21 protein-coding genes are annotated in these 19,257 nt (G+C 30.3%); 9 read left to right on the top strand and 12 right to left on the bottom strand.

Annotation, left to right across the window (positions count from 1 at the left end; all coding sequences use genetic code 11):
* Positions 1–43: 43 nt before the first annotated feature.
* Entirely contained in the window at positions 44–361 is a 318-nt protein-coding gene (locus tag J8L88_RS04230) for a DUF6660 family protein (protein ID WP_211060038.1), read from the bottom strand.
* Positions 362–552: 191 nt separating this feature from the next.
* Here J8L88_RS04230 and J8L88_RS04225 point away from each other — a divergent pair, with 191 nt between their 5' ends.
* Positions 553–1,926, top strand: a complete 1,374-nt coding sequence (locus J8L88_RS04225; RefSeq protein WP_118386123.1) for a hypothetical protein — start codon at positions 553–555, stop codon at positions 1,924–1,926.
* On the opposite strand, the gene J8L88_RS04220 is transcribed toward J8L88_RS04225, so the two are convergent.
* From J8L88_RS04220 to J8L88_RS04205, 4 genes are read right to left on the bottom strand one after another with little or no spacing between them, the layout of a single operon-like run.
* Entirely contained in the window at positions 1,923–3,668 is a 1,746-nt protein-coding gene (locus tag J8L88_RS04220; protein WP_211060037.1) for an amidohydrolase family protein, read from the bottom strand. The genes J8L88_RS04225 and J8L88_RS04220 overlap by 4 nt on opposite strands.
* A gap of 40 nt (positions 3,669–3,708) precedes the next feature.
* On the bottom strand, positions 3,709–4,842 hold the full coding sequence (locus J8L88_RS04215; RefSeq protein ID WP_211060036.1) for a ComEC/Rec2 family competence protein: 1,134 nt from the start codon (positions 4,840–4,842) through the stop codon (positions 3,709–3,711).
* Complete coding sequence (locus J8L88_RS04210) at positions 4,793–6,283, bottom strand: hypothetical protein (protein WP_211060035.1); 1,491 nt, start codon at positions 6,281–6,283, stop codon at positions 4,793–4,795. The genes J8L88_RS04215 and J8L88_RS04210 overlap by 50 nt, the downstream gene beginning before the upstream one ends.
* Positions 6,276–7,427 carry a caspase family protein gene (locus tag J8L88_RS04205; protein WP_027391582.1) on the bottom strand — a complete coding sequence of 384 codons (1,152 nt, stop codon included), beginning with the start codon at positions 7,425–7,427 and terminating at the stop codon, positions 6,276–6,278. The genes J8L88_RS04210 and J8L88_RS04205 overlap by 8 nt, the downstream gene beginning before the upstream one ends.
* 426 nt (positions 7,428–7,853) lie before the next feature.
* Here J8L88_RS04205 and J8L88_RS04200 point away from each other — a divergent pair, with 426 nt between their 5' ends.
* Positions 7,854–8,282 carry an SRPBCC domain-containing protein gene (locus J8L88_RS04200; RefSeq protein ID WP_027391583.1) on the top strand — a complete coding sequence of 143 codons (429 nt, stop codon included), beginning with the start codon at positions 7,854–7,856 and terminating at the stop codon, positions 8,280–8,282.
* Positions 8,272–8,595: a helix-turn-helix transcriptional regulator gene (locus J8L88_RS04195; RefSeq protein WP_027391584.1), complete on the top strand. Its 324-nt coding sequence runs from the start codon at positions 8,272–8,274 to the stop codon at positions 8,593–8,595. The genes J8L88_RS04200 and J8L88_RS04195 overlap by 11 nt, the downstream gene beginning before the upstream one ends.
* 22 nt (positions 8,596–8,617) lie before the next feature.
* On the opposite strand, the gene J8L88_RS04190 is transcribed toward J8L88_RS04195, so the two are convergent.
* On the bottom strand, positions 8,618–9,040 hold the full coding sequence (locus tag J8L88_RS04190) for a Dabb family protein (protein WP_245591176.1): 423 nt from the start codon (positions 9,038–9,040) through the stop codon (positions 8,618–8,620).
* Between the two features lie 165 nt (positions 9,041–9,205).
* Between J8L88_RS04190 and J8L88_RS04185 the strand changes: the two genes are divergently transcribed.
* Positions 9,206–9,634, top strand: a complete 429-nt coding sequence (locus J8L88_RS04185; RefSeq protein WP_211060034.1) for a hypothetical protein — start codon at positions 9,206–9,208, stop codon at positions 9,632–9,634.
* Between the two features lie 79 nt (positions 9,635–9,713).
* Here J8L88_RS04185 and J8L88_RS04180 read toward each other — a convergent pair whose 3' ends face one another.
* From J8L88_RS04180 to J8L88_RS04170, 3 genes are all read right to left on the bottom strand, one after another.
* On the bottom strand, positions 9,714–10,325 hold the full coding sequence (locus tag J8L88_RS04180) for a hypothetical protein (RefSeq protein ID WP_027391587.1): 612 nt from the start codon (positions 10,323–10,325) through the stop codon (positions 9,714–9,716).
* Between the two features lie 3 nt (positions 10,326–10,328).
* Entirely contained in the window at positions 10,329–10,820 is a 492-nt protein-coding gene (locus tag J8L88_RS04175) for an RNA polymerase sigma factor (protein ID WP_211060033.1), read from the bottom strand.
* A 218-nt stretch (positions 10,821–11,038) separates the two neighbouring features.
* Positions 11,039–11,638 carry a hypothetical protein gene (locus J8L88_RS04170; protein ID WP_120650696.1) on the bottom strand — a complete coding sequence of 200 codons (600 nt, stop codon included), beginning with the start codon at positions 11,636–11,638 and terminating at the stop codon, positions 11,039–11,041.
* Between the two features lie 244 nt (positions 11,639–11,882).
* Between J8L88_RS04170 and J8L88_RS04165 the strand changes: the two genes are divergently transcribed.
* Positions 11,883–13,112 (top strand): response regulator, encoded by a 1,230-nt coding sequence (locus J8L88_RS04165; protein WP_118386118.1) that lies wholly within the window; start codon positions 11,883–11,885, stop codon positions 13,110–13,112.
* A gap of 3 nt (positions 13,113–13,115) precedes the next feature.
* Here the strand turns inward: J8L88_RS04165 and J8L88_RS04160 are convergent, their stop codons facing one another.
* Entirely contained in the window at positions 13,116–14,042 is a 927-nt protein-coding gene (locus tag J8L88_RS04160; RefSeq protein WP_158594427.1) for a peptidoglycan DD-metalloendopeptidase family protein, read from the bottom strand.
* Positions 14,043–14,427: 385 nt separating this feature from the next.
* Here J8L88_RS04160 and J8L88_RS04155 point away from each other — a divergent pair, with 385 nt between their 5' ends.
* Positions 14,428–15,261: an OmpA family protein gene (locus J8L88_RS04155; protein WP_027391590.1), complete on the top strand. Its 834-nt coding sequence runs from the start codon at positions 14,428–14,430 to the stop codon at positions 15,259–15,261.
* 143 nt (positions 15,262–15,404) lie between these two features.
* Here the strand turns inward: J8L88_RS04155 and J8L88_RS04150 are convergent, their stop codons facing one another.
* Positions 15,405–15,593 carry a hypothetical protein gene (locus J8L88_RS04150; protein ID WP_027391591.1) on the bottom strand — a complete coding sequence of 63 codons (189 nt, stop codon included), beginning with the start codon at positions 15,591–15,593 and terminating at the stop codon, positions 15,405–15,407.
* Between the two features lie 239 nt (positions 15,594–15,832).
* Here J8L88_RS04150 and J8L88_RS04145 point away from each other — a divergent pair, with 239 nt between their 5' ends.
* From J8L88_RS04145 to J8L88_RS04135, 3 genes are all read left to right on the top strand, one after another.
* The gene (locus J8L88_RS04145) at positions 15,833–16,282 is read left to right on the top strand and encodes a hypothetical protein (protein ID WP_118386115.1); all 450 of its coding nucleotides are present in this window, start codon (positions 15,833–15,835) and stop codon (positions 16,280–16,282) included.
* Between the two features lie 260 nt (positions 16,283–16,542).
* A complete protein-coding gene (locus J8L88_RS04140) occupies positions 16,543–17,379 on the top strand; it encodes a M57 family metalloprotease (RefSeq protein WP_027391593.1) in 837 nt (278 codons plus the stop codon).
* Positions 17,380–17,508: 129 nt separating this feature from the next.
* Positions 17,509–17,916 (top strand): DUF2541 family protein, encoded by a 408-nt coding sequence (locus J8L88_RS04135; protein ID WP_051335944.1) that lies wholly within the window; start codon positions 17,509–17,511, stop codon positions 17,914–17,916.
* Positions 17,917–18,008: 92 nt separating this feature from the next.
* Here the strand turns inward: J8L88_RS04135 and J8L88_RS04130 are convergent, their stop codons facing one another.
* On the bottom strand, positions 18,009–19,226 hold the full coding sequence (locus J8L88_RS04130; RefSeq protein WP_369899381.1) for a class I SAM-dependent rRNA methyltransferase: 1,218 nt from the start codon (positions 19,224–19,226) through the stop codon (positions 18,009–18,011).
* Positions 19,227–19,257: the final 31 nt, after the last annotated feature.

The following is a 19,257-nucleotide window of genomic DNA, read 5'->3' as shown; positions in this document are numbered from 1 at the left end:
GTATTCTTCCACTTTTATTCTGTGAAAGCCAATATTATATTCATCAAATAAATTGAGGCGGTTGCCAAATATTAGGAAGATAAAAGAAATTGTACTCTGGTTGATCTGTGAAATCATCTTTTGATATGATTGTACTTTTAACCTCTATGTCAAATGGTTTTATTAATTCATAGGTAATGGAGAGTCCACAACAAGTACAGATACATAGGGAAGCACAAGAATCATCTGTATCATCGGAGTGATTATGATTCTTATCAGTTATTGACAATTCATCTTGATGCTCTGCATTAAAAGAATCAGAACACGGTGCTATTGTCATAGCTAGCAAGAAAAAAGATAATATTATGGTTAAAAACCTCATGTGTTCTACAAAGATATATGAAATAGATTGCAATGCATACTTCTCTTTAGCTAAAATCCAAATTTGTTTATTACATATTCATTTTAAGAAAAGTTTGTGCTTTATTTATAAGAAAAAAAGGATATTGAGCTAAAATTCTATGTAACACAATCATTAATTATTCTTCTTATACAATAGATTATAAACTAATAATGAAAAAAGAACTATTTACTATACTTAGAGTGTATATATGTAATTGGATATTAAGTCTAATTCTTTTTGTCATAGGTGCTATCGTAATTGCTGATGTTACTTTTATAGATTCTTTTAAGTATTTTTTTGAAGCATTAGAAAGAACTAATTTTCTTAAAGCCATTCATGTTTTATTTATTATAATTTATTGTTGTTTTTTAATCTTCAGGTACTTCATTAGAGTACAGAGAAAAAAAGGTTTCAAATTAATGGCGAAACAACTGTCACTAAGACTCTTTACTCCTGCTATCGTATTATTTGGTATTTATAAATTTATTGTTATTAAAAACAGCTATGAAAACTTCCAATATAACTGGATTCCTACGGTAGAAAACAATAGTGGTATATCTAAAGATTTATATAAAATAGATGGAAAACATCGTGGAATGAATGTTTTTGGTTGGAATTATGATAATGATCATACTAAAGCAATCGATGATTTAGTTAAATCTAACATAGAATGGGTTGCTATTGTTCCATTCTTAGATCAAGAGAATGAACAAACATTAACAATGCGAGTTCCTAAAGAAATTGGTCAATGGTCGCGAAGAGATAGTTTGCATATTAAAACAATTAAAGAGCTAAAGAAAAAAAACATCCATATCATGCTTAAACCACACCTGTGGTTATCTAATGGATGGAGATCAAATATTACACATACGAATGAATCCGATTGGGATACCTGGTTTGACTCTTATCGTGCCAATATGATACATTATGCGGAAATGGCAGCATTAATGAATGTTGAACTTTTTTGTATTGGAACTGAATTAAAAAGCTCGTTAAAAGCTCAACCAAAAAAATGGAATTTATTGGTTAAAGAAATTAAAGCTATTTATAAAGGAAAATTGACATATGCTGCAAATTGGGATGGAGAATATGAGTTTATTGATTTTTGGAATGATATGGATTATATAGGCATTCAGGCATATTTTCCTTTAACCCAAAAACCAAACCCAGAAATTAATATTGTTAGGAATGGTTGGAAAACACATATTGATATGCTAGAATCATTATCCATAAATCATAATAAACCCATCTTATTTACAGAAGTAGGATATAAAAGTGAAGCTTCAGGAACCATCAGACCTTGGGAATGGGGTTCTGCACTGAGTATATTATCTAAACAGAAATCTGATAAAACCCAGCAAATAGCTTTCGAAGTGTTATATCAAGAATTGTGGAATAAAAAATGGTTTGCTGGCACGTACATTTGGCAATGGAACACCCAATCAAAAAAAGAAAATGCCGCCACTGATCTTGATTTCTCTCCAAGATATAAACCTGCAGAAAATACAATAGCCAAATGGTACTCCACTAATAATTGTGATTAAAACTTAGATAAAAAGACCGCTGGATTATCACGTGCAATACTATCAAATTCTTCTACAGTAAGGTTACCAGTTGTAGTAGCCACCAAATTCTTTTCTGCAGAATGATTTCTAACCACATAGAAATCGGTCCCAAATAAAACTTTATCACCTAATTTAGGATTATTAATAGTTTGCCTTAACAATGGAAAAATTTGATCATCATGCAGTATATAACTAATATCAGCATATACATTATCATGTTGCAACATCATACTACAAATGATAGAATACCAGTCAACATATTTCCAGCAATCTTGAAGTTTTCTCCAACTAAATTTTTGATTAGCGGTGTATAAAAAATCTATTCCAAAATCTGGTTCTTTTATTAATTCATTACTGTATCCATATCGATCTAGTTCTAAATACTTATTCCACTGATCTTCTCCACCAAAATGAGCAAAACAAATTTTAAGATTAGATAAATTATATTTCAATTCTGTATTTAAGTCAGTAAACCCAAATAAATCTCTTATATCCTGTCTACATTGGCTTACCAAAATTCTTAATAATTCTTCTTTAAGCAACACTAAGTAATTCATAGGATGTGTAAAATTTAAAGAGAAATCCTTGTTTTTGCGTTGTGGCAATAGTAAAGGTTCATAAATTTCATTTTTAAGGTTTACAATCTCTTTAAAGATTGGATGCGACTCCCATTCCTTTTTCTTTGCTCCTCTGTAAAAGATTGTTCCCTTAATGCAATGTGTCATAATTGGAAGTTGATTATCTGCTGCATATTTCCAAAGTGGTAATAACTCCTCATCAAAAGGATAATAGCCCAATGCTGGGTATATTTTAAACCCATCAAATTTTTTATCCTCTATATATTCTTTGATAAAACAATTCTCTAATGTAACTGTGCCGTTATTAAAAGCGTATTTAAAATGATCTTTTTCGTCTTTTATTCTTCTGGGTTCGACAAATACAAATGGAAGAAAAGCATCTTTATTAGTGCTATTTTCCTTTATATCCGCTAATTCTTGCATCTGATTTCGATAAGAGTTTTCTGGTTTTAGTTTACCAGCACCCATATATTCCATATCCATTGGTAGAACAATAAATTTTGTTCCAGGCGGATATTGTTCTTTCATGGATGAAAAAATTTTACTTTGATTTTTATACAAAGTAAATCTCCCTAATAACAAATATCTTTCTAATAAATCTTTGGTCATCTTTCCTGGTAGAATAGCAAAAAACTTGATAGTCTTACTTAGAACAAACCAAATGAAATTACGTCCACTCTTGAAATAACTAAATAGTATGAAAGAAAGAAGAGCTTGCAGATATACATTTTTTATTGGAACCAACAGGTAATGCTCTGTTAACCAAGTCTGGAGTTTAACAATATACCCTATTATTTCATTTTGTTCAGGATTAAAAACAAGTGATAGCCATTTAAATATTATAAAAAACACATGAATAGTCAGTATCATTCCGATCAATGATAATACTCCTGAAAGTAATTTGTTTCTTCTTAAATTAATAGCTTTTAGTATCCTGTTACGTCTTTTTTCTATATAAGGATCCTGATATTTTTTATTATTACTAGATATACTATTTTTAAACAGCTTAAGGATTAATGATGTATTTAATAAATAACTAAATGGCCAAGGAACAAAGGTTTTAGCTAAATACGGAGGAACATGTTCTCCTCTAAAAATATGGGTGTGACAATTTATTACAGGTTTCTTAGTACAATCACTCATAATCAATTGATTTAAAAAGTGTTATTTATTGTGGTTTATATTAAAGATCAATCGTTACAATATCATCTTCTGGGGTAGGAAATATTGTAGTGTAATTATATTTACTTTTTAAGTAATTCTCATCCCAAATCTCGTTTATTTTAGATTTATAATTAAATATTAGTCGAGTGTTTTCTCCAGAAGATTTTAATATTCTGGCAATAGTTACCTTTTTTGGATGTTTATAAATTCTACCATTGGTAGAAATCACAAAATTCTTACAATTTACTTTATCTAATAATTCTGGACTTGTGTTATGAGAACTGGCATGATGTGATATTTTAAATAATTCTAAATCAATTTTCTCTTCCGGAGCAATTTTATTTAGTGCCTCTAGTAACTGACTCGGAAATGCGTCTCCGCAAAACAATACTTTCTTTCCTTCATATTCGGCTAAAAAGGCAATACTACTTCCGTTCCCAGCTGAAGTATCTTCTTCAAAGTCTTCTTTTACCAATTCATCAACATCCGGAAACCCATCTCCAAAACTTTCAATAGCATCTTCTGTGACATCCTCATCGTTAACTTCTAACCCAAATCCTGGATCTAAATTGGCTGCTCTTACTTCCTCTTCCCATTTACCTTTTAATTCTGATAAATGCTTCTGCGCAGGTGATAGAATAGTTAATTTCATACCTCCTGGAAGTGTTATTTTTGGCAACTCTCCTTGATCAACTTTAATAGTATTTCCATTAAAATCGCCATTCCAAGACAAATTATGCTTTAATATCATCGAAGAAAGACGTTCCCCTTGGACAGCCCCAAAATGTTCTATTACATCTTGAGTATTAGTATTTATATGGCTCCATCCATTAAACCAAAAATCTCTTATCCGAAAAGGTAATTGATCCTCTTCTAATAATCTAAGAATACCTTCTATATGATCTCGATCAATATGTGTAACCACCAATAATTCCAGTTTTTTTTGATCTTCTGGAAGTTCATTGACTAGTTTTTTAATACTATGTCTTGTGCCGCCAGTACCGCCATCAATGAGAATTCGACTAGGATTATCTTCAGAACCATAGGTTATCCAGATACAATCTCCGAATCTCGCCGGCAAAAATTTTATATTAAACATCGTTTTAAAGTTTTCTTTTTCGTTTTCCCATCCTATACATTCTGATCTCATCATCAAAATCCTTTTTAGGGAATTTAATATGTATACTATCCATTTTTTTTCGTACTTCAGAATTATTTCCTTTTAAACCAAGTTCCTTTGCTGCCTTATAAACGGAGTTAAATTTTATTCCATCATTGGATACGATCTGACCATCAGACTCTATTGATAACTTCTGAGAAATTGTATCATCAGTGAATATTTCAAGATTATCATTTACTGGATCAAAATCAGTATCCTGTAACAATTCATTTAATGGAACATCATATATATAGGCAATATGAGAGGTATCTTTTGGAGTTCCCTTTTTTGTTTTTTTTAACGGATTTTTAGGATCTAATCCGTTAAAAGTAGTTGTAGTTGTTGTCCAGTCTGCAGCTTCTGCATACATCTCTACCAATTCTAACGCCTTTTCTATTTCAAGATCCAAATTTTCTTTATTGGATAACATTTTTAAACCTTTCCACAATAATTTTAGTCCTTCTGTGTATAATGGTATCCCTCTTTTTGTAGCTTCTAAAAATCGGAATCTAATTTCATCGATATTTATTTCTCCACTTTTTCTGCCTTCTTTAATAAGTTGCCATGCCCAAATAATAGAGCCATCAGACATCCACGGCATCCAATTAGCTAAATTTTCTGCCCAATTATGCAATCGATCTAATTCTTCTGTTTTCAATAAATAATACCCGCCTATTGCAGCAGCAGCGGGATCTGTCATTTTTCCGTAAAGCAAATCTTGAGCAGAAGATGATTTAAGACCAGAACTCTGATACAAATCTTGTGCTTTAGACCTTGAATCTTGATTAAGTAAGGTCAAAATAGTCTCTGCATGCCAGTTATCAGTAGTAACTGTAACTTCTAACGGGTGTACAATACCTTCAGGACCTTCATTTGGTCTAATAAGACACATTAAATGACTATTTGGTGGCAATGCAATTAATCGCCACGGAATTTTAGGACCTCCAACTTGCAAAAATTGTTGACTTTGTTCTACATCCAATTCGTAACTTACTCCTTCTTCATTCCAAGAGCTAGATTCTTGTATAGGAATCTCAACTACATTCCAATTTTCATTATCTTTTTTCCATAATCGAATCCAAGCCCCTAAATAAACATTATCCACTAAATCTTTTTCTTCGTCACTATGTGTAGATAAATTTTTAGATAAATAAGCCCATTCTTGTGTTTCACTGGGGCTTAAACCAGATAAATCAAATTTTACGATTCCGGTTGAACCAGCTTTTACCATTACAGCTTTTTCGATTTTATTACCAGAAGCAAGTGTTAATATTACTCCATAAACACCTGGAACTACCTCAAGAGTTGTAGAATTATCATAACTCATCCAAAAAGAATGAAGTTCTTCCAATTTTGCATTCAAAACAGTGATTTTCTTTGGAATACGAGAAGAATCATTCCCGTGTGTTATTATATGTATAGATAGATTACTCATTTCGGGAACAGTTAATTTTTTCGTTTGCTATTGCTCTAACTAAGGCATATGTTTCTCCATTACTAAATTCATCACTTTGTGATTCCGTCTGCAGTTTGTAAATTCCTGCGGTCATATTCAATTTCCAAGAGTCAGATTTAGGCTCTTCGGTAAATTCAGTTCCTCCTTCTAAAGCAGTACAAATTAGTTTTGACACATTAGTAGCTTCCACTGGATCACAGGCCACAGACAAATGTGCGGGTGGTGCTTTACTAAAAGTAATCAAACTAGCAGGATCACTAGCCGCATAAATACATCGTTGTTTATATCCTTCTGTAGATTTAACTGTACGAAGAATATTATGAATTTGCGTAGCAATATCTCCAGTATTCACAACCCATTCGGCACCTCTTTTATCAGCTGCATATCCTTGCAAAGCCTTTATTATTGATTGAGTAAAAAAAGAAGGTTTCTTCTTTGGTCCATAAGCTGCTTCATTGTGTGCGGCCGCTTTCATTGTTAAATCATGTTTACAATCTGGTGTTGTCAACAATGGAATATCTAAAGGTATGTCTGGTAAATCTTGTTGAAGCATTTGTGCATTGATTTTCCTACAAGAATCTATAAAAAAGCACTGAGTAGATGCTTTACAGGAATGAAAGGCGTTTCTTGTTTTATTAAAACTGAAACTACCCATCAACCAAGGGTTATTAGAATTAGCCCCAAAATCTTCAGCTAATAAATAATGATCTTTTTTTTCTACACCATGACCACTAAAAAAGAATATAGCAACATTATTCTCATTAATATCACAGCGTTGTTTCCAATCATTATATGCTCTAGAGATATTTACAAAATTTGCCGCTTCGAATTGTTCATCATTGCTACCAGGATTAGGGTCATCTGGTGATGGTGAGATCAATAACTCAATACTTCCTAAAGGTTTAACTAAATCCTTCTGAACATCATTTTCTATTTCTAACAAATGATCTCGAAAAGCTAATGCAGACTTTGGAGGTGATGATAGCTGCCGTAAAAGACCAATTTTTTCGTAGTTCTGTTCCTTTTCTTCAACTCCTCCAGATAAATAACGATATCCTCCAACCCCTATAATTAATACATGAGTTTTTGGTTCTCCATTTATTTGATCATAAATCAATGCCATACGATAGTCTATGTTAATGTATAATATAATTTAAAACACATGTTATAGGAATTATTTAGCTGTTTTATAATTCAATATAAAATCAACACTACTAATTTCTATAATATCAAGTATATACAACATACCCAATATCGGGTATATTGAAAAAAACATACTTATTTAGAATATCTCCAGAGATATGAATCAATGGATCATTTCTTATACTTTAATACTAAAAAATTGGGGAATATATACTTAGTTATGAGGAGTTTCAATTTAGTAATAAATGTTAATCTAAAAAAATAATATACTACCTTTTTAGTTTATCAAACTTGTTTTCAAACATATAAAGGCAAAAATAATGCAACTAAAAGGTTGCTTTTTTGTTTTATTTTATTAAATTAGCAACCTTTTAGTTGCATCATTAAAATCTTAAAACTTTACAAAATGAAAGACGTAATTAGCAAAGAACAAATTTTCACACACTCAATTGATAAATTATGGAACGCCATATCCATACAAGAGGAAATATCAACTTGGTTTCTTCCAGCAGATTTCAAAGCAGAAGTTGGTTATCAATATACGTTTCACTCTCCTGACAAAGAGAACTGTAAACCTATAGTTGGGACTGTTAAAGAAGCAAAGCCCTATACCTTAATATATACATGGACAATACAAGGCACAGATGTTGAAACAACTGTAGTGTGGCGTTTAGAAGAAATAGCTAGTGGTACTAAACTTTCTTTAGAACATTCCGGCATTTCAAATTATGATGGAGAAACTGCTGTAGAAATGTTTACTAGTTTCGATGGTGGATGGGATAACTGTATTAAAGATTTACTTAACTACATAACACAAGAAGTACATGCAGAATAAGATTACCAAAATACTTAAAGCAATTGCTGATCCCACAAGACGAGAAATATTTCATGCGTTGGTCATAGCGACTACTGCCCTGCCAATTACTGAAATATCAAGTCAATTCGAAATGAGTCGTCAAGGTGTTACAAAACATCTAAAAACTCTTGAAAATGCAGGTTTAGTAACAATCAACTCAAAAGGAAGGGAACGTTATTGTAAAGCAGACACACAACCACTAATAGAGATTAATAAATGGTTAAAATTCTACGAACAATTCTGGGATAATGCTCTCGGGAAATTGGAAAATTATCTTGACCAAAAACCATAATAAATATGATCATTAAAAAATATTAATCTAAAACAATAGTATCATATATCTGCACCTTATTCCATAAGGAAGAAGCTTCTTTAATAAATAATAAATGAGCTTCTTCTTTTTGATAAAGGTCTTGCTCTTCTTTTGATGAAAAAGTAACTATTATAGAATACGTATATGTGTTATCCACTACTTCTCGATCTGTACCTGCTGGAGTACCAACAAAATTAGTTTTGGCATACTTTGAGGTATTGAGGAATTTAATAAGAGATTTTTCAAAAAGTTGTCTTTCTTCAGGGTTATCAGGATTATTAAGCCATATGTAAACAGAGTGAACAAAATTTTTATCAAATACTGGCTCTTTCTTACCACAAGATAACACCATAAAAATCAGAACAATAAACATTAAAAAAAAGAAATTTTTACCTATGTTGTTATATCTTTTTTGAAGATTCATAATATTAATAATTAGTTAGATTTCTTAAAAATACAAAACAACTAGCAATCTTTATAATTCTAATATATTGAACAATAATTTACAATTGACAACCTAGTGAGATTTGCGTTTGACTAGGTTTCTGCATACATTGTTAGCTCAAAACAACTTAATAATCAATTAATTATGAGTACTACTAACAAATTACCCGTATGGTTTTGGGTCATCAGTATTATCGCACTTTTATGGAATATTATGGGAGTAATGGCTTACTTAGGTCAAGCATATATGACAGAAGAAATACTAAATGCGATGCCAGAAGCAGATCAACACTTTTACAATAATATCCCGGCTTGGGTAACTTCTGTATTTGCGATAGCAGTTTTTTCTGGACTTTTTGGTTGCATTGCTCTTTTGATAAGAAAAAAAATTGCCATTGTACTTTTTATAGTATCATTATTAGGAATATTAGCTCAACAAACCTATAATTTTTTTATACAAGATTTTGTAGAGCTATCAGGTCAAAGAGTATATATGCCAGTTATGATCTTAGTATTCGCTATATTTTTAATATGGTTTTCTAAATTCTCCAACTCGAAAGGGTGGATTTCATAAACCGAAATTAATAAATTTTAGCAAAAAACAACAAATGGTATCTAATTTTAGATACCATTTACACTATACAAAAATCAATTTATTCATTTGATTGTAAGTCTTTTAATATTTCTTCTGCATCATTAATATTCTTTCCATAGCATTTTTTAACCCATTTAGCAAAGAACACGAAAAAGGTAATTCCCATAGGTATAAAAATTAATAATGGCCAGAGGTTTTTAACACCAGTAAACATATCTTTTCCTCCAAGAATTTTAGAAGTAACTGGTAAAATGAAAAAGATTAGTAAAAAACTGAGGTAATAGGATATTTTTTGAAGTGATTGGAATTGTTTTTTATTTTTAGTGTACTTTACTAAAGTATCTCTATAACTATTTTCATAGAAATTAATCCCACTCATTTTATTAATAGACCTTAACGATAGTATTGGTAATATAATTAGTATGATGGCAGATGAAATACCAAAAAACATATTATACCAAGTTTCTAACGTATTAATATTCAATAAAATTAACAATGCCATACCGAAACAAATAATTGTTCCAAATATTTCTGGGTAAGCAATTCTATTCCATTTTTTTCTATACTGTTCTTGTGTCATCATCATAATCATTTTATCTGTTAGTTTTTTTTGTTTTTCTAATTGCCCGCTTATCTCAGACCATACGTGTTGCATTTCTTCTAATTCCATTTACTAGCCGTTTTTAACTATTTGAGTTTTTAATTTTTGTTTTATCCTAGATATTCTAGTTCCCACATTGGTTGGAGTCAATCCAGTAATCAATGCAATTTCTTCATATTTCTTACCTTCTAGTAGTAATAGAATGAGCCCTTTTTCTATATCACTAAGCATTTTAATATGCGCATATAGTATTTTTAATTTTTCTTCGAACTCTGTATTATAGTTTTCCGTTTGTTTAAGTACTATTTGATCAATCCCTACTCTATTTCCTTTTCTCTTTTCTTTTTTTAATCTTGTAATCGCTGTATTTAATGCCACTCGATACATCCAAGTACTTACCTTAGCATCTCCTCTAAAAGAATCATAAGCCTTCCATAATTGATATACTATTTCTTGATATAAATCTTGTTGGTCTTCGGATTGATCTGTATAAACTGTGGTTATTTTAAAAATAACTCCTTCATTTTCTTTAATAATCCGAGTAAACTCTTCTTCTTTACTCATATTGAGTTTCTTTTTATCATTAGTGTGTAGTATTTCAAAAAAATCACAAAAAATTAAAAAATATTAATAAAGCTATGAATTAAATATGCACAAAGTTTGTAAAAACAAAGTGAAATGTTACGTAGAAAAAATATTCGAGTAAATAAATAATGAAAACCTAAGAAAGGAATTCATAAAGAGAAAAAAAGAAGATTGAGTTATAAATAGTAGTTGAAAAATCACTCCTTAACAACTATTATAGTTGCTTTTACTCCAGTAGTCAAATTCCATTCGTTAGCTGTAATGAGATTACCTTGATCATCGTGTAGCTGAAACTCTGCCGTATTGGGACCAGAAGTACCTTGATTAAGAGCTTCTATATCAATCTTATTAAAACCTTTAATAAGATCTATCTTAAACCCTTCGAATACACTATTTAAATAAACATTTGATCGGATTACATCATCATTTAAAAAGATACGGACTAAATCACCATCTACTGACTGATGATCTCGATAAATAAGATAAACAAATTCTGATTTACTTTTAAAATCTCCTAGATACTGATCTGACTTATACTCTTCCTTTATTTCTTTATCCTTCTGGAACCATTTAGGAACTACCTTAAAATTTGGTTGTAATAGACCATTATCCCCAGTCATATCAAAAGGTTTTTGAGTTCTATTAAACCTTATAGAATCTTTCGGGCTTTTGTATAAACTAAAATTATTTTTGGGTTTAGTCAAACCTGGAGTAAGTTTATATGTACTTGTTCCTAAAGTGCTACTATTATCATCTATTTTTATAGATGATAAAGGCTTTTCAATTTGTGAACTCATTAAATTCACAAATAATAATAATAACACCGATATAACTGTAGATTTCATCTTCCTCACTCCTTTATCAGATATTGTCGTTAAAGATACTCATTCCCTTACTTTTTTTTATTATTAGTTATCAAAAACTCGACCAAACAATCAATATATTCAGTAAACCAATAAAAAAATCACTTTTATGAAAAAAACTCCTTTTTAAATTTGTAAGATAAATCCGATATCTTTTATTTTGTCATAAAAACAACCAATGATCTCTTATGCCATCTGGACTTTATTATCCATCTTAGTTCTTTTTTTAAGTTACAAATGCTATTTATTAGCTTCTAACCTTAAAAAAAAGGACCAAGAACTAAGCTCTTTACAGACTTCTACAGAAAAGAAAGTACAAAAAAATCAAGAGTTTATATCTTCACTTAGCCAAGAATTAAGAACTCCTCTTTATGGAATTATGGGCTTGACTAATATTTTGTATAATGAACATCCAGAATTGGAACATAATAAGAATCTTAAGTCTTTAAAATTTTCTGGTGATTATTTATTGACTCTTATTAATAATGTTTTACAGGTAAATATTCTGGAGTCTGATACAATTATTACCGATAAAAGACCAATTAATCTACGTGAACTTACTCAGAATATTATACACTCTTTTGGTTATGCTACAGAAAACAGTGGTAATACTTTGGATTTAGATTTTGATAATGACATTCCAGAAAAATTACATGGAAATCCAGCTATCTTATCGCAGATATTAATGAATCTAATTAGTAACGCTTTGCGATTTACTAAAAATGGAAACATAGTGTTTTCGGTTCATTTGATCAATAAAAAAGGTAAACTTAATAATATATCCTTTAAGATTAAACATGATGGAAACGAAGTATCTGAAGAAGATGAAAAATCTATCTATCAAGAATTCATAGATATAGAAAAGGTAAAAAAGTCCTATCTAGGAACAGGAATAAATTCGACAATAGTAAAGAGACTTGCTAAATCAATAGGCGGAGAAATCATTTTGCAAAATAATTCTCAAGCCGGTTCCGAGTATGCTTTTGTATTAAATTTGGAAGCAATTAACCAAAATAACAAGGGAGCTAATCCAGACGCAAATAACAATAAGCAAAAAGCATTAATTGTTGATGATAATAAACTTAATCTATTAGTTGCAGATAAAATACTCTCCAAAGAAAATTTTGAGTGTACGACTATTGACAATGGTTTTGATGCTATAGAACTTGCTAAAGATCATACTTATGATATCATTTTGATGGATATAAATATGCCAAAACTAAATGGAATCGGTACTACCAAAAGAATTAGAGAATTTGATAACGAAACGCCTATAATTGCGTTAACTGCGGTTGATGTTACGCAACTAAATAGACAAATTATGCAAGCAGGTTTAAACGATTATATCCTAAAACCTTACGACAAAAGCATCCTATTAGAGATGATAAACAAGTACGTAGAAAATTAATATCTAATAGATTACTATTTCTTGTCCTACATTAAGAACAGAATTATATCTTATTTCATTTATTTTACATATTTCGGAAACATTAGTATCATGTTTTCTGGCTATACCGTGTAGTGTGTCACCCTTTTTTACTATGTAAATACTTTTCGTCGGATTTTTAATTTCATCTAACGTTTCTTCAATGTTAGTTTGAACTACAATCTTACTTTGTCTTGTAGAACGGTGAGATCTTGGAGTTATCCACTTTTTAGTAACCACTATATCATTTGATCTTATTTTTGTATCCGGAGAAAAATCAAATAAATATTCTGGGTGAATACTTTTTCCATGATATCTTACTTCTAAATGTAAATGACTACCTCTAGCATTTCCTGATACTCCACCTTTACCAATCACCTGGCCTTTTTCTACAATATCATTTTCCTTAACCAAATATTTCGAAAGATGCGCATATACTGTCTCTAAACCATTATCATGTCTAATAACTACTGTTTTACCATGACCTCCGTGTCTTCTAGCATATCTAACTTTTCCCCTCAATAATGTTTTTACATTATCACCAGTCCTAAGGTCAATATCTATTCCTTGATGTGGCCTTCCCCTTCTCCATCCATATCTAGAAGTGACAACCATTTTATGATCCACTGGAGAAGAAAAGGTTGAGTCTGCGAAATGTAATAAAAAAGGATGTTTGTTTTGTTTATTCCTCCAGTACGTATTGAATACTGTGGTACTCCAATCTTCTTTATAAATCTTGCTAATATCCTTTTTACTAATCGTATCCACCGTATTGACAATGGGTATAACTTTTTTTCTATTCACCTTATATATAGGTAAATATGTTATACCTCCATCTAATACTATCCTTTTATAATTCTGTAGTACTACGTTATCTTCTATACCCGATTTCTGTGCGACAACTGTTTGCATTGTAACACATAATATTATTAATAAAGTTAGTTTTCCCCTATTCAAAAACATGAAATTCCAAAAATTTAAATTCTAAAGTAAAGTTCATTCTGGGCGTTTCGTTTGTTATAAGACGATTTATTTATGGTCTCGTTACAACTAAAATTATTTATTAACCAAACATTAGATTTATTAGCCAAACAGGCTGAAAAACTAAAGCGTTGTAATTCAATTTATTACAAATAATTCGGTGATAAATTTACCGTAAAAATAATACGGTATACTAATTTTAGCAATTTTTTTTAACAATTTTTAAGAATTCAATGTGAAAAGTTTAGTAGGTAAAATTATAATAAAACTAAGAACAAGTAGTTTTAGGTAAGTATAAAAGATTAATTAAATAACCATGAAAAAAGTATTCACATTAATTGCAATATCGGGGGCTTTAATGACCACATCTTGCGTTTCGAAAAAGAAGTATTTAGCTCTAGAAGAGGATCTAAATAATACTCGTAGTACATTACAGAAAACAACAGTTGAAAAAGAAGAATTAGAATCTAAATTTGCTAAAATAGAAGCAAGAGTAGCTGATTATAATGCAAAAATAAATTCATTAAGAGATTCTAATGATGAGAAAATGGTAATGGTAGATAACCTTGCGGTAATTTCTAACAATACTAAAGAAAAAATGAAACAAACATTATCTCAAGTAGATCCAGAAAAACTTCAAGGAGCAAGAACTCTAGAAGATTCAATGAATTTAGCTGTTTCTCATAACCTAAAAAGTTCTTTAGACGATAGTTTAAAAGAGGATGAGGATATTTCTATCGACATTGATAACACTGTTGTGATGATTTCTATTTCTGACAAAATGCTATTTAATAGCGGAAGCTATCGTGTTAGTAACAAAGCAAATGATATTTTAGAAAAATTAGCTCAAGTTATTAACTCTGAACCAAGTCTTGATGTTATGATCGAAGGGCACACTGATCCAAGAACGATTAGCACACCTGCATTAGAAGATAACTGGGACTTAAGTGTAAAAAGAGCAACTTCTATCACAAGATTATTACAAAAGAAGTATAATGTTGACCCATCTAAGTTAATCGCCTCAGGAAGAAGTAGCTATCAACCTTTAGTAGAAAATGACACAGAAGAGAATATGGCTATTAATAGACGTACTAGAATTGTATTATTACCAAATCTAGACAAGTTCTTTGCAATGCTATCATCAAACTAAGAAGAGAAAATAAATTTTAAAAAAGGGATATGTATATGATACATATCCCTTTTTTCATTTGCATTCGTACAATTACAACCTAAAACATCAATTATCTTCTCAACACACATTGATAAAACAATACTGTTTTATGATAATCTATTTTAATCAATATATGTATTAACACTTGTAGTCAATTTACAAGAGCTATGCAACATCTTTTTAAACTTTAGAGCCAAATGTTCATCATTAAACTTCATTGCTTCACTAATACTATTAGACAAGACCAACTCCCCTATTAGATATTCTACAAAATAGGTTTGCTCATCAGTTAACAAAACATATTCAGTCATATAAAATTCTTATTTTGGAACTCTATCATATTTTACATTAAGAATAAAACAATACAGATACACCATTTTTCTACTTCAAATTTAAGTTTTAAGAACCTTACTTTTATCGGCCTCTCATGTTTGTTATCAAATTCTTATTCACAATCTCTCCTAAAGAAATTATAAAGCCTTTTTAAAACAAAACAAAATCATATTTTTTTTGTAACTTATTGATGTTCAATTCATAAAATCACTCCATCATGAAATCCTTCTTATTAATCATTTTCAGCTTTTTCTCCATAAATTCAATTTACAATACGTCTAACACCTCTGATGTCAATAATTTTAACCTAGAAGGTGTTTGGGATCTAAAGCATCAATTTCTATATGATGATCACAATGAAATCTCTGATACCATATTAAATCCAAATGGATACCGACAGGTAAAAATGTATAGTAAAGGAAAAGTGATGTGGACTAGATATGACCCAGCAGATAGTAATGAATGGTTTGGATATGGAACATATTCAATTAAAGGTAATATCCTTGAAGAAAGATTAGAATATGCATCTGGACCAATGATGAAAATAGTAGACACCACTCAAGTTTTTAGATTTGAACTAGTAATGGATAAAAAATCCTATCAACAAATAACAATTGATGAAACTGGTCATTATTCGCAATCCGAAAATTATACTAAAGTAGAATAATTAGTATTTTTACTTTCCACTTCATTCCTTAACATAATATAAAGGGTATTCACCCAACAACTTGGGTTGTATACCCCTTTTTCATTATATTACTAAAATGTAGTTTTGAAAAATAAATATTTGCACGATATAAAACCACACAAATATTATACAACTATCCCAACAATATTTTTCATAGAGCACTTGATGTTTAAAGGAACACTTTTGCAAGAACTTATCGTAAAATTCAAACTAATCAACTGAAATTAAAATACACTACGATGAAAAAAATCACATTGTTAATGCTTTGTCTTATGGTTCTTATAACCAACTTCTCCTGTCAAAAAAAAGAAATTAATGAAGAAATCCAAGAAACACATAAGAAACCAACTAAAGAACAGCTCACCAAGTTATTTAATATGGGTGTAAATATCGATGATGTTACTATTCAAAAAATCACCACCTTAGATGGCAAAACCCGCACTTATTTAATATCCGGAGATATTACGATTCCTATAGATAAGCTTACATCTTATTCAGATTTAAAATCTTTAAATGGTGACAATAAACAATATAGAGATACTAATTTGGTCTCTCCTAATTATAGGGATATTGATATATTGGGATATACTGGAGGGAATTTTGCATTGACTTCTAAAATGCAAACTGCACTGCGTTGGGCCGTTAACAATTATAATGCATTATCAAATAGTTTAAATTTCAATCTTACTTTTGGTACTGATTTCAACAACGCCGATATGGTAGTTTATAAAATTAATGTAGCTAGTGGTGGCGGAAATGCTGGTTTTCCGAACACACTTGGAGAACCTTATAAATGGGTTAGAATCAACTCTGGAACAGATGCGTTTACAACCAATGTAAATGAACATGTAATAGGCCATGAAATTGGCCATTGTATTGGTCTTAGACATCAAGATTGGTATAATCGTCAAAGCTGCGGTTACTCTGGTCCTCTACCAGCAGAACCACCTGCTATTTGGATTCCTGGAACACCTACATCCGCTTATGCTGATTCTATCATGCAAGCATGTTTTGGAACTACTGAAGATGGAGAATTTACCGATACGGATAAAACAGCACTAAACATTTTGTATTAGTACATAATATTGTAAAAGATACACCTAGTAGGTTACATATTTGAAGTATGTAACCTATTTTTTTTAAAATTATAATTAAACCTTTATTGATTAGCATGGTCTTACTACTAAACACTAAAACATTAAATTATGAAAAATAAAAAAAGACAAAAACTAATCGTACCATTTTTAATGGTATTATTTTTAGTAGGAAGCAGCTTTACTACCGTTAAAATAAAATGGGAACATTTAGGATCTAGAACAGTAAATTATAAAATTGATAGAGATGTTATTAAAGTAACAGCAAAAGATGGTGCATTTAAAAAACTAAAAGTAAAAGTAACCAATGGTTCTATAAATATGCATCGAATAGTTGTACAATATGGAAATGGAGAAAAGCAAGTAATTCAAGTAAAAAAGAATTTCAAAAAAGGAGGTGCGACTAGAATTATTGATTTAAAAGGTAACAAACGAATTATAAGGGATATCACTTTTTTCTATGACACCAAAAATTTATCTAAAAATCGAGCAAAAGTACATGTTTTTGGAAAGCACTGATAAGAAAACAATAACTGAACCTAAATTTGGTTGAAGCATTTCATACGTAACATTAATATGCTTCAACCTGGTTCAGAAATTGATCATTTACATTAACTCATTTTATAATACACACACTTTAAATACGCTCCTTCTTCAAATGTTATTGGGTGATCTATATCGTGATATGTTTTTTCCAACACACTAAAATTTCTTCCACTTTGAGATATGTTTTCATCACATATATTAAAAAAGTCCTCTGATCTTACCCTAGAAGAACAAGAGGCTAAAACTAAAATTCCCTTTTCACCAACCAACTGAGCTCCTAGCCTAGCTAATCTAGCATAACTATTCTTTGCCTTAGAAATTTCACTTTCTCTCTTAGCAAAAGATGGAGGATCAATAACAACGATATCAAATTTTCTGTTATCGCTTATAAGATTTTGCAACCCTTCGAAAGCATCTATAACCATTATATTATGGTCTCCCGAATGCTTGTTTAAAGAAGCATTATCTTTTGCCATTTCTAGAGCCTGTCTACTTATATCAAGACTCACAACTTCTTTAGCATTCCCAGCCAATGCATGAACAGAAAATCCTCCTGCATAAGAAAACACATCCAATACTGTTTTTCCATTAGCAAGATCACCGACTCTCTTTCTATTATGTCTATGATCTAAAAAATATCCAGTTTTATGACCTTTAATTACATTCGCCGAAAACAAAACTCCATGTTCTTCGAACACTACTACCTCATTCTCCAAATCTCCAAAAATTACATCCCCGTCCTTTAAATTATATGTATCACCTCTAGTTTGTAATGATCTGCTTAGTCTCATTACAACAGTTTTACATTCTGTATTTTCTATTAAACAAGGTAGCACCCAATTAATATATGGAAACCAAATATGAGAATACAATTTTATAACTAAAACGGTATCATACACATCTGCAATAAAACCTGGCATTTGATCATTCTCACCAAATATTAATCGATAACTATTTGTCTTTGTTTCTAATAACTCTTTTCTAATACTATAAGCTTGTAAAATTCTATGACCAAACCATTCTTCATTTATTTGAGCTGCTTTCTTAAACTGAATTATTTTAATTCTAATTGGAGAATATGGATCATACAATCCAATTGCAATAATAGTATTCTTTTTGCTGTCATATATAATAGCTAAATCTCCAGCATTTCCTTTATTACTTTGTTTAATAATACTATTTTCAAAAACCCAAGGGTGTCCTCTTTTCACCATTTTTTCTGCAGAGGGTTTAAGTTTTATTGCTAATCTTTGAGTGTTGATTTGCGGGACAATATTCATCATATGCAAGAATAGTAATATTTTTTAGTATACA

Source organism: Aquimarina sp. MMG015 (assembly GCF_018100855.1).
GTDB lineage: Bacteria > Bacteroidota > Bacteroidia > Flavobacteriales > Flavobacteriaceae > Aquimarina > Aquimarina latercula.
This window is presented reverse-complemented; position numbering and strand designations above follow the sequence as displayed.

Bases quoted from the DNA above. Each gene is read 5' to 3' on its own strand.
- J8L88_RS04230 (WP_211060038.1), bottom strand. From the start codon at position 361: ATGAGGTTTTTAACCATAATATTATCTTTTTTCTTGCTAGCTATGACA.
- J8L88_RS04225 (WP_118386123.1), top strand. From the start codon at position 553: ATGAAAAAAGAACTATTTACTATACTTAGAGTGTATATATGTAATTGG.
- J8L88_RS04220 (WP_211060037.1), bottom strand. From the start codon at position 3,668: ATGAGTGATTGTACTAAGAAACCTGTAATAAATTGTCACACCCATATT.
- J8L88_RS04215 (WP_211060036.1), bottom strand. From the start codon at position 4,842: ATGATGAGATCAGAATGTATAGGATGGGAAAACGAAAAAGAAAACTTT.
- J8L88_RS04210 (WP_211060035.1), bottom strand. From the start codon at position 6,283: ATGAGTAATCTATCTATACATATAATAACACACGGGAATGATTCTTCT.
- J8L88_RS04205 (WP_027391582.1), bottom strand. From the start codon at position 7,427: ATGGCATTGATTTATGATCAAATAAATGGAGAACCAAAAACTCATGTA.
- J8L88_RS04200 (WP_027391583.1), top strand. From the start codon at position 7,854: ATGAAAGACGTAATTAGCAAAGAACAAATTTTCACACACTCAATTGAT.
- J8L88_RS04195 (WP_027391584.1), top strand. From the start codon at position 8,272: ATGCAGAATAAGATTACCAAAATACTTAAAGCAATTGCTGATCCCACA.
- J8L88_RS04190 (WP_245591176.1), bottom strand. From the start codon at position 9,040: ATGAATCTTCAAAAAAGATATAACAACATAGGTAAAAATTTCTTTTTT.
- J8L88_RS04185 (WP_211060034.1), top strand. From the start codon at position 9,206: ATGAGTACTACTAACAAATTACCCGTATGGTTTTGGGTCATCAGTATT.
- J8L88_RS04180 (WP_027391587.1), bottom strand. From the start codon at position 10,325: ATGGAATTAGAAGAAATGCAACACGTATGGTCTGAGATAAGCGGGCAA.
- J8L88_RS04175 (WP_211060033.1), bottom strand. From the start codon at position 10,820: ATGAGTAAAGAAGAAGAGTTTACTCGGATTATTAAAGAAAATGAAGGA.
- J8L88_RS04170 (WP_120650696.1), bottom strand. From the start codon at position 11,638: ATGAGTTCACAAATTGAAAAGCCTTTATCATCTATAAAAATAGATGAT.
- J8L88_RS04165 (WP_118386118.1), top strand. From the start codon at position 11,883: ATGATCTCTTATGCCATCTGGACTTTATTATCCATCTTAGTTCTTTTT.
- J8L88_RS04160 (WP_158594427.1), bottom strand. From the start codon at position 14,042: ATGCAAACAGTTGTCGCACAGAAATCGGGTATAGAAGATAACGTAGTA.
- J8L88_RS04155 (WP_027391590.1), top strand. From the start codon at position 14,428: ATGAAAAAAGTATTCACATTAATTGCAATATCGGGGGCTTTAATGACC.
- J8L88_RS04150 (WP_027391591.1), bottom strand. From the start codon at position 15,593: ATGACTGAATATGTTTTGTTAACTGATGAGCAAACCTATTTTGTAGAA.
- J8L88_RS04145 (WP_118386115.1), top strand. From the start codon at position 15,833: ATGAAATCCTTCTTATTAATCATTTTCAGCTTTTTCTCCATAAATTCA.
- J8L88_RS04140 (WP_027391593.1), top strand. From the start codon at position 16,543: ATGAAAAAAATCACATTGTTAATGCTTTGTCTTATGGTTCTTATAACC.
- J8L88_RS04135 (WP_051335944.1), top strand. From the start codon at position 17,509: ATGAAAAATAAAAAAAGACAAAAACTAATCGTACCATTTTTAATGGTA.
- J8L88_RS04130 (WP_369899381.1), bottom strand. From the start codon at position 19,226: ATGATGAATATTGTCCCGCAAATCAACACTCAAAGATTAGCAATAAAA.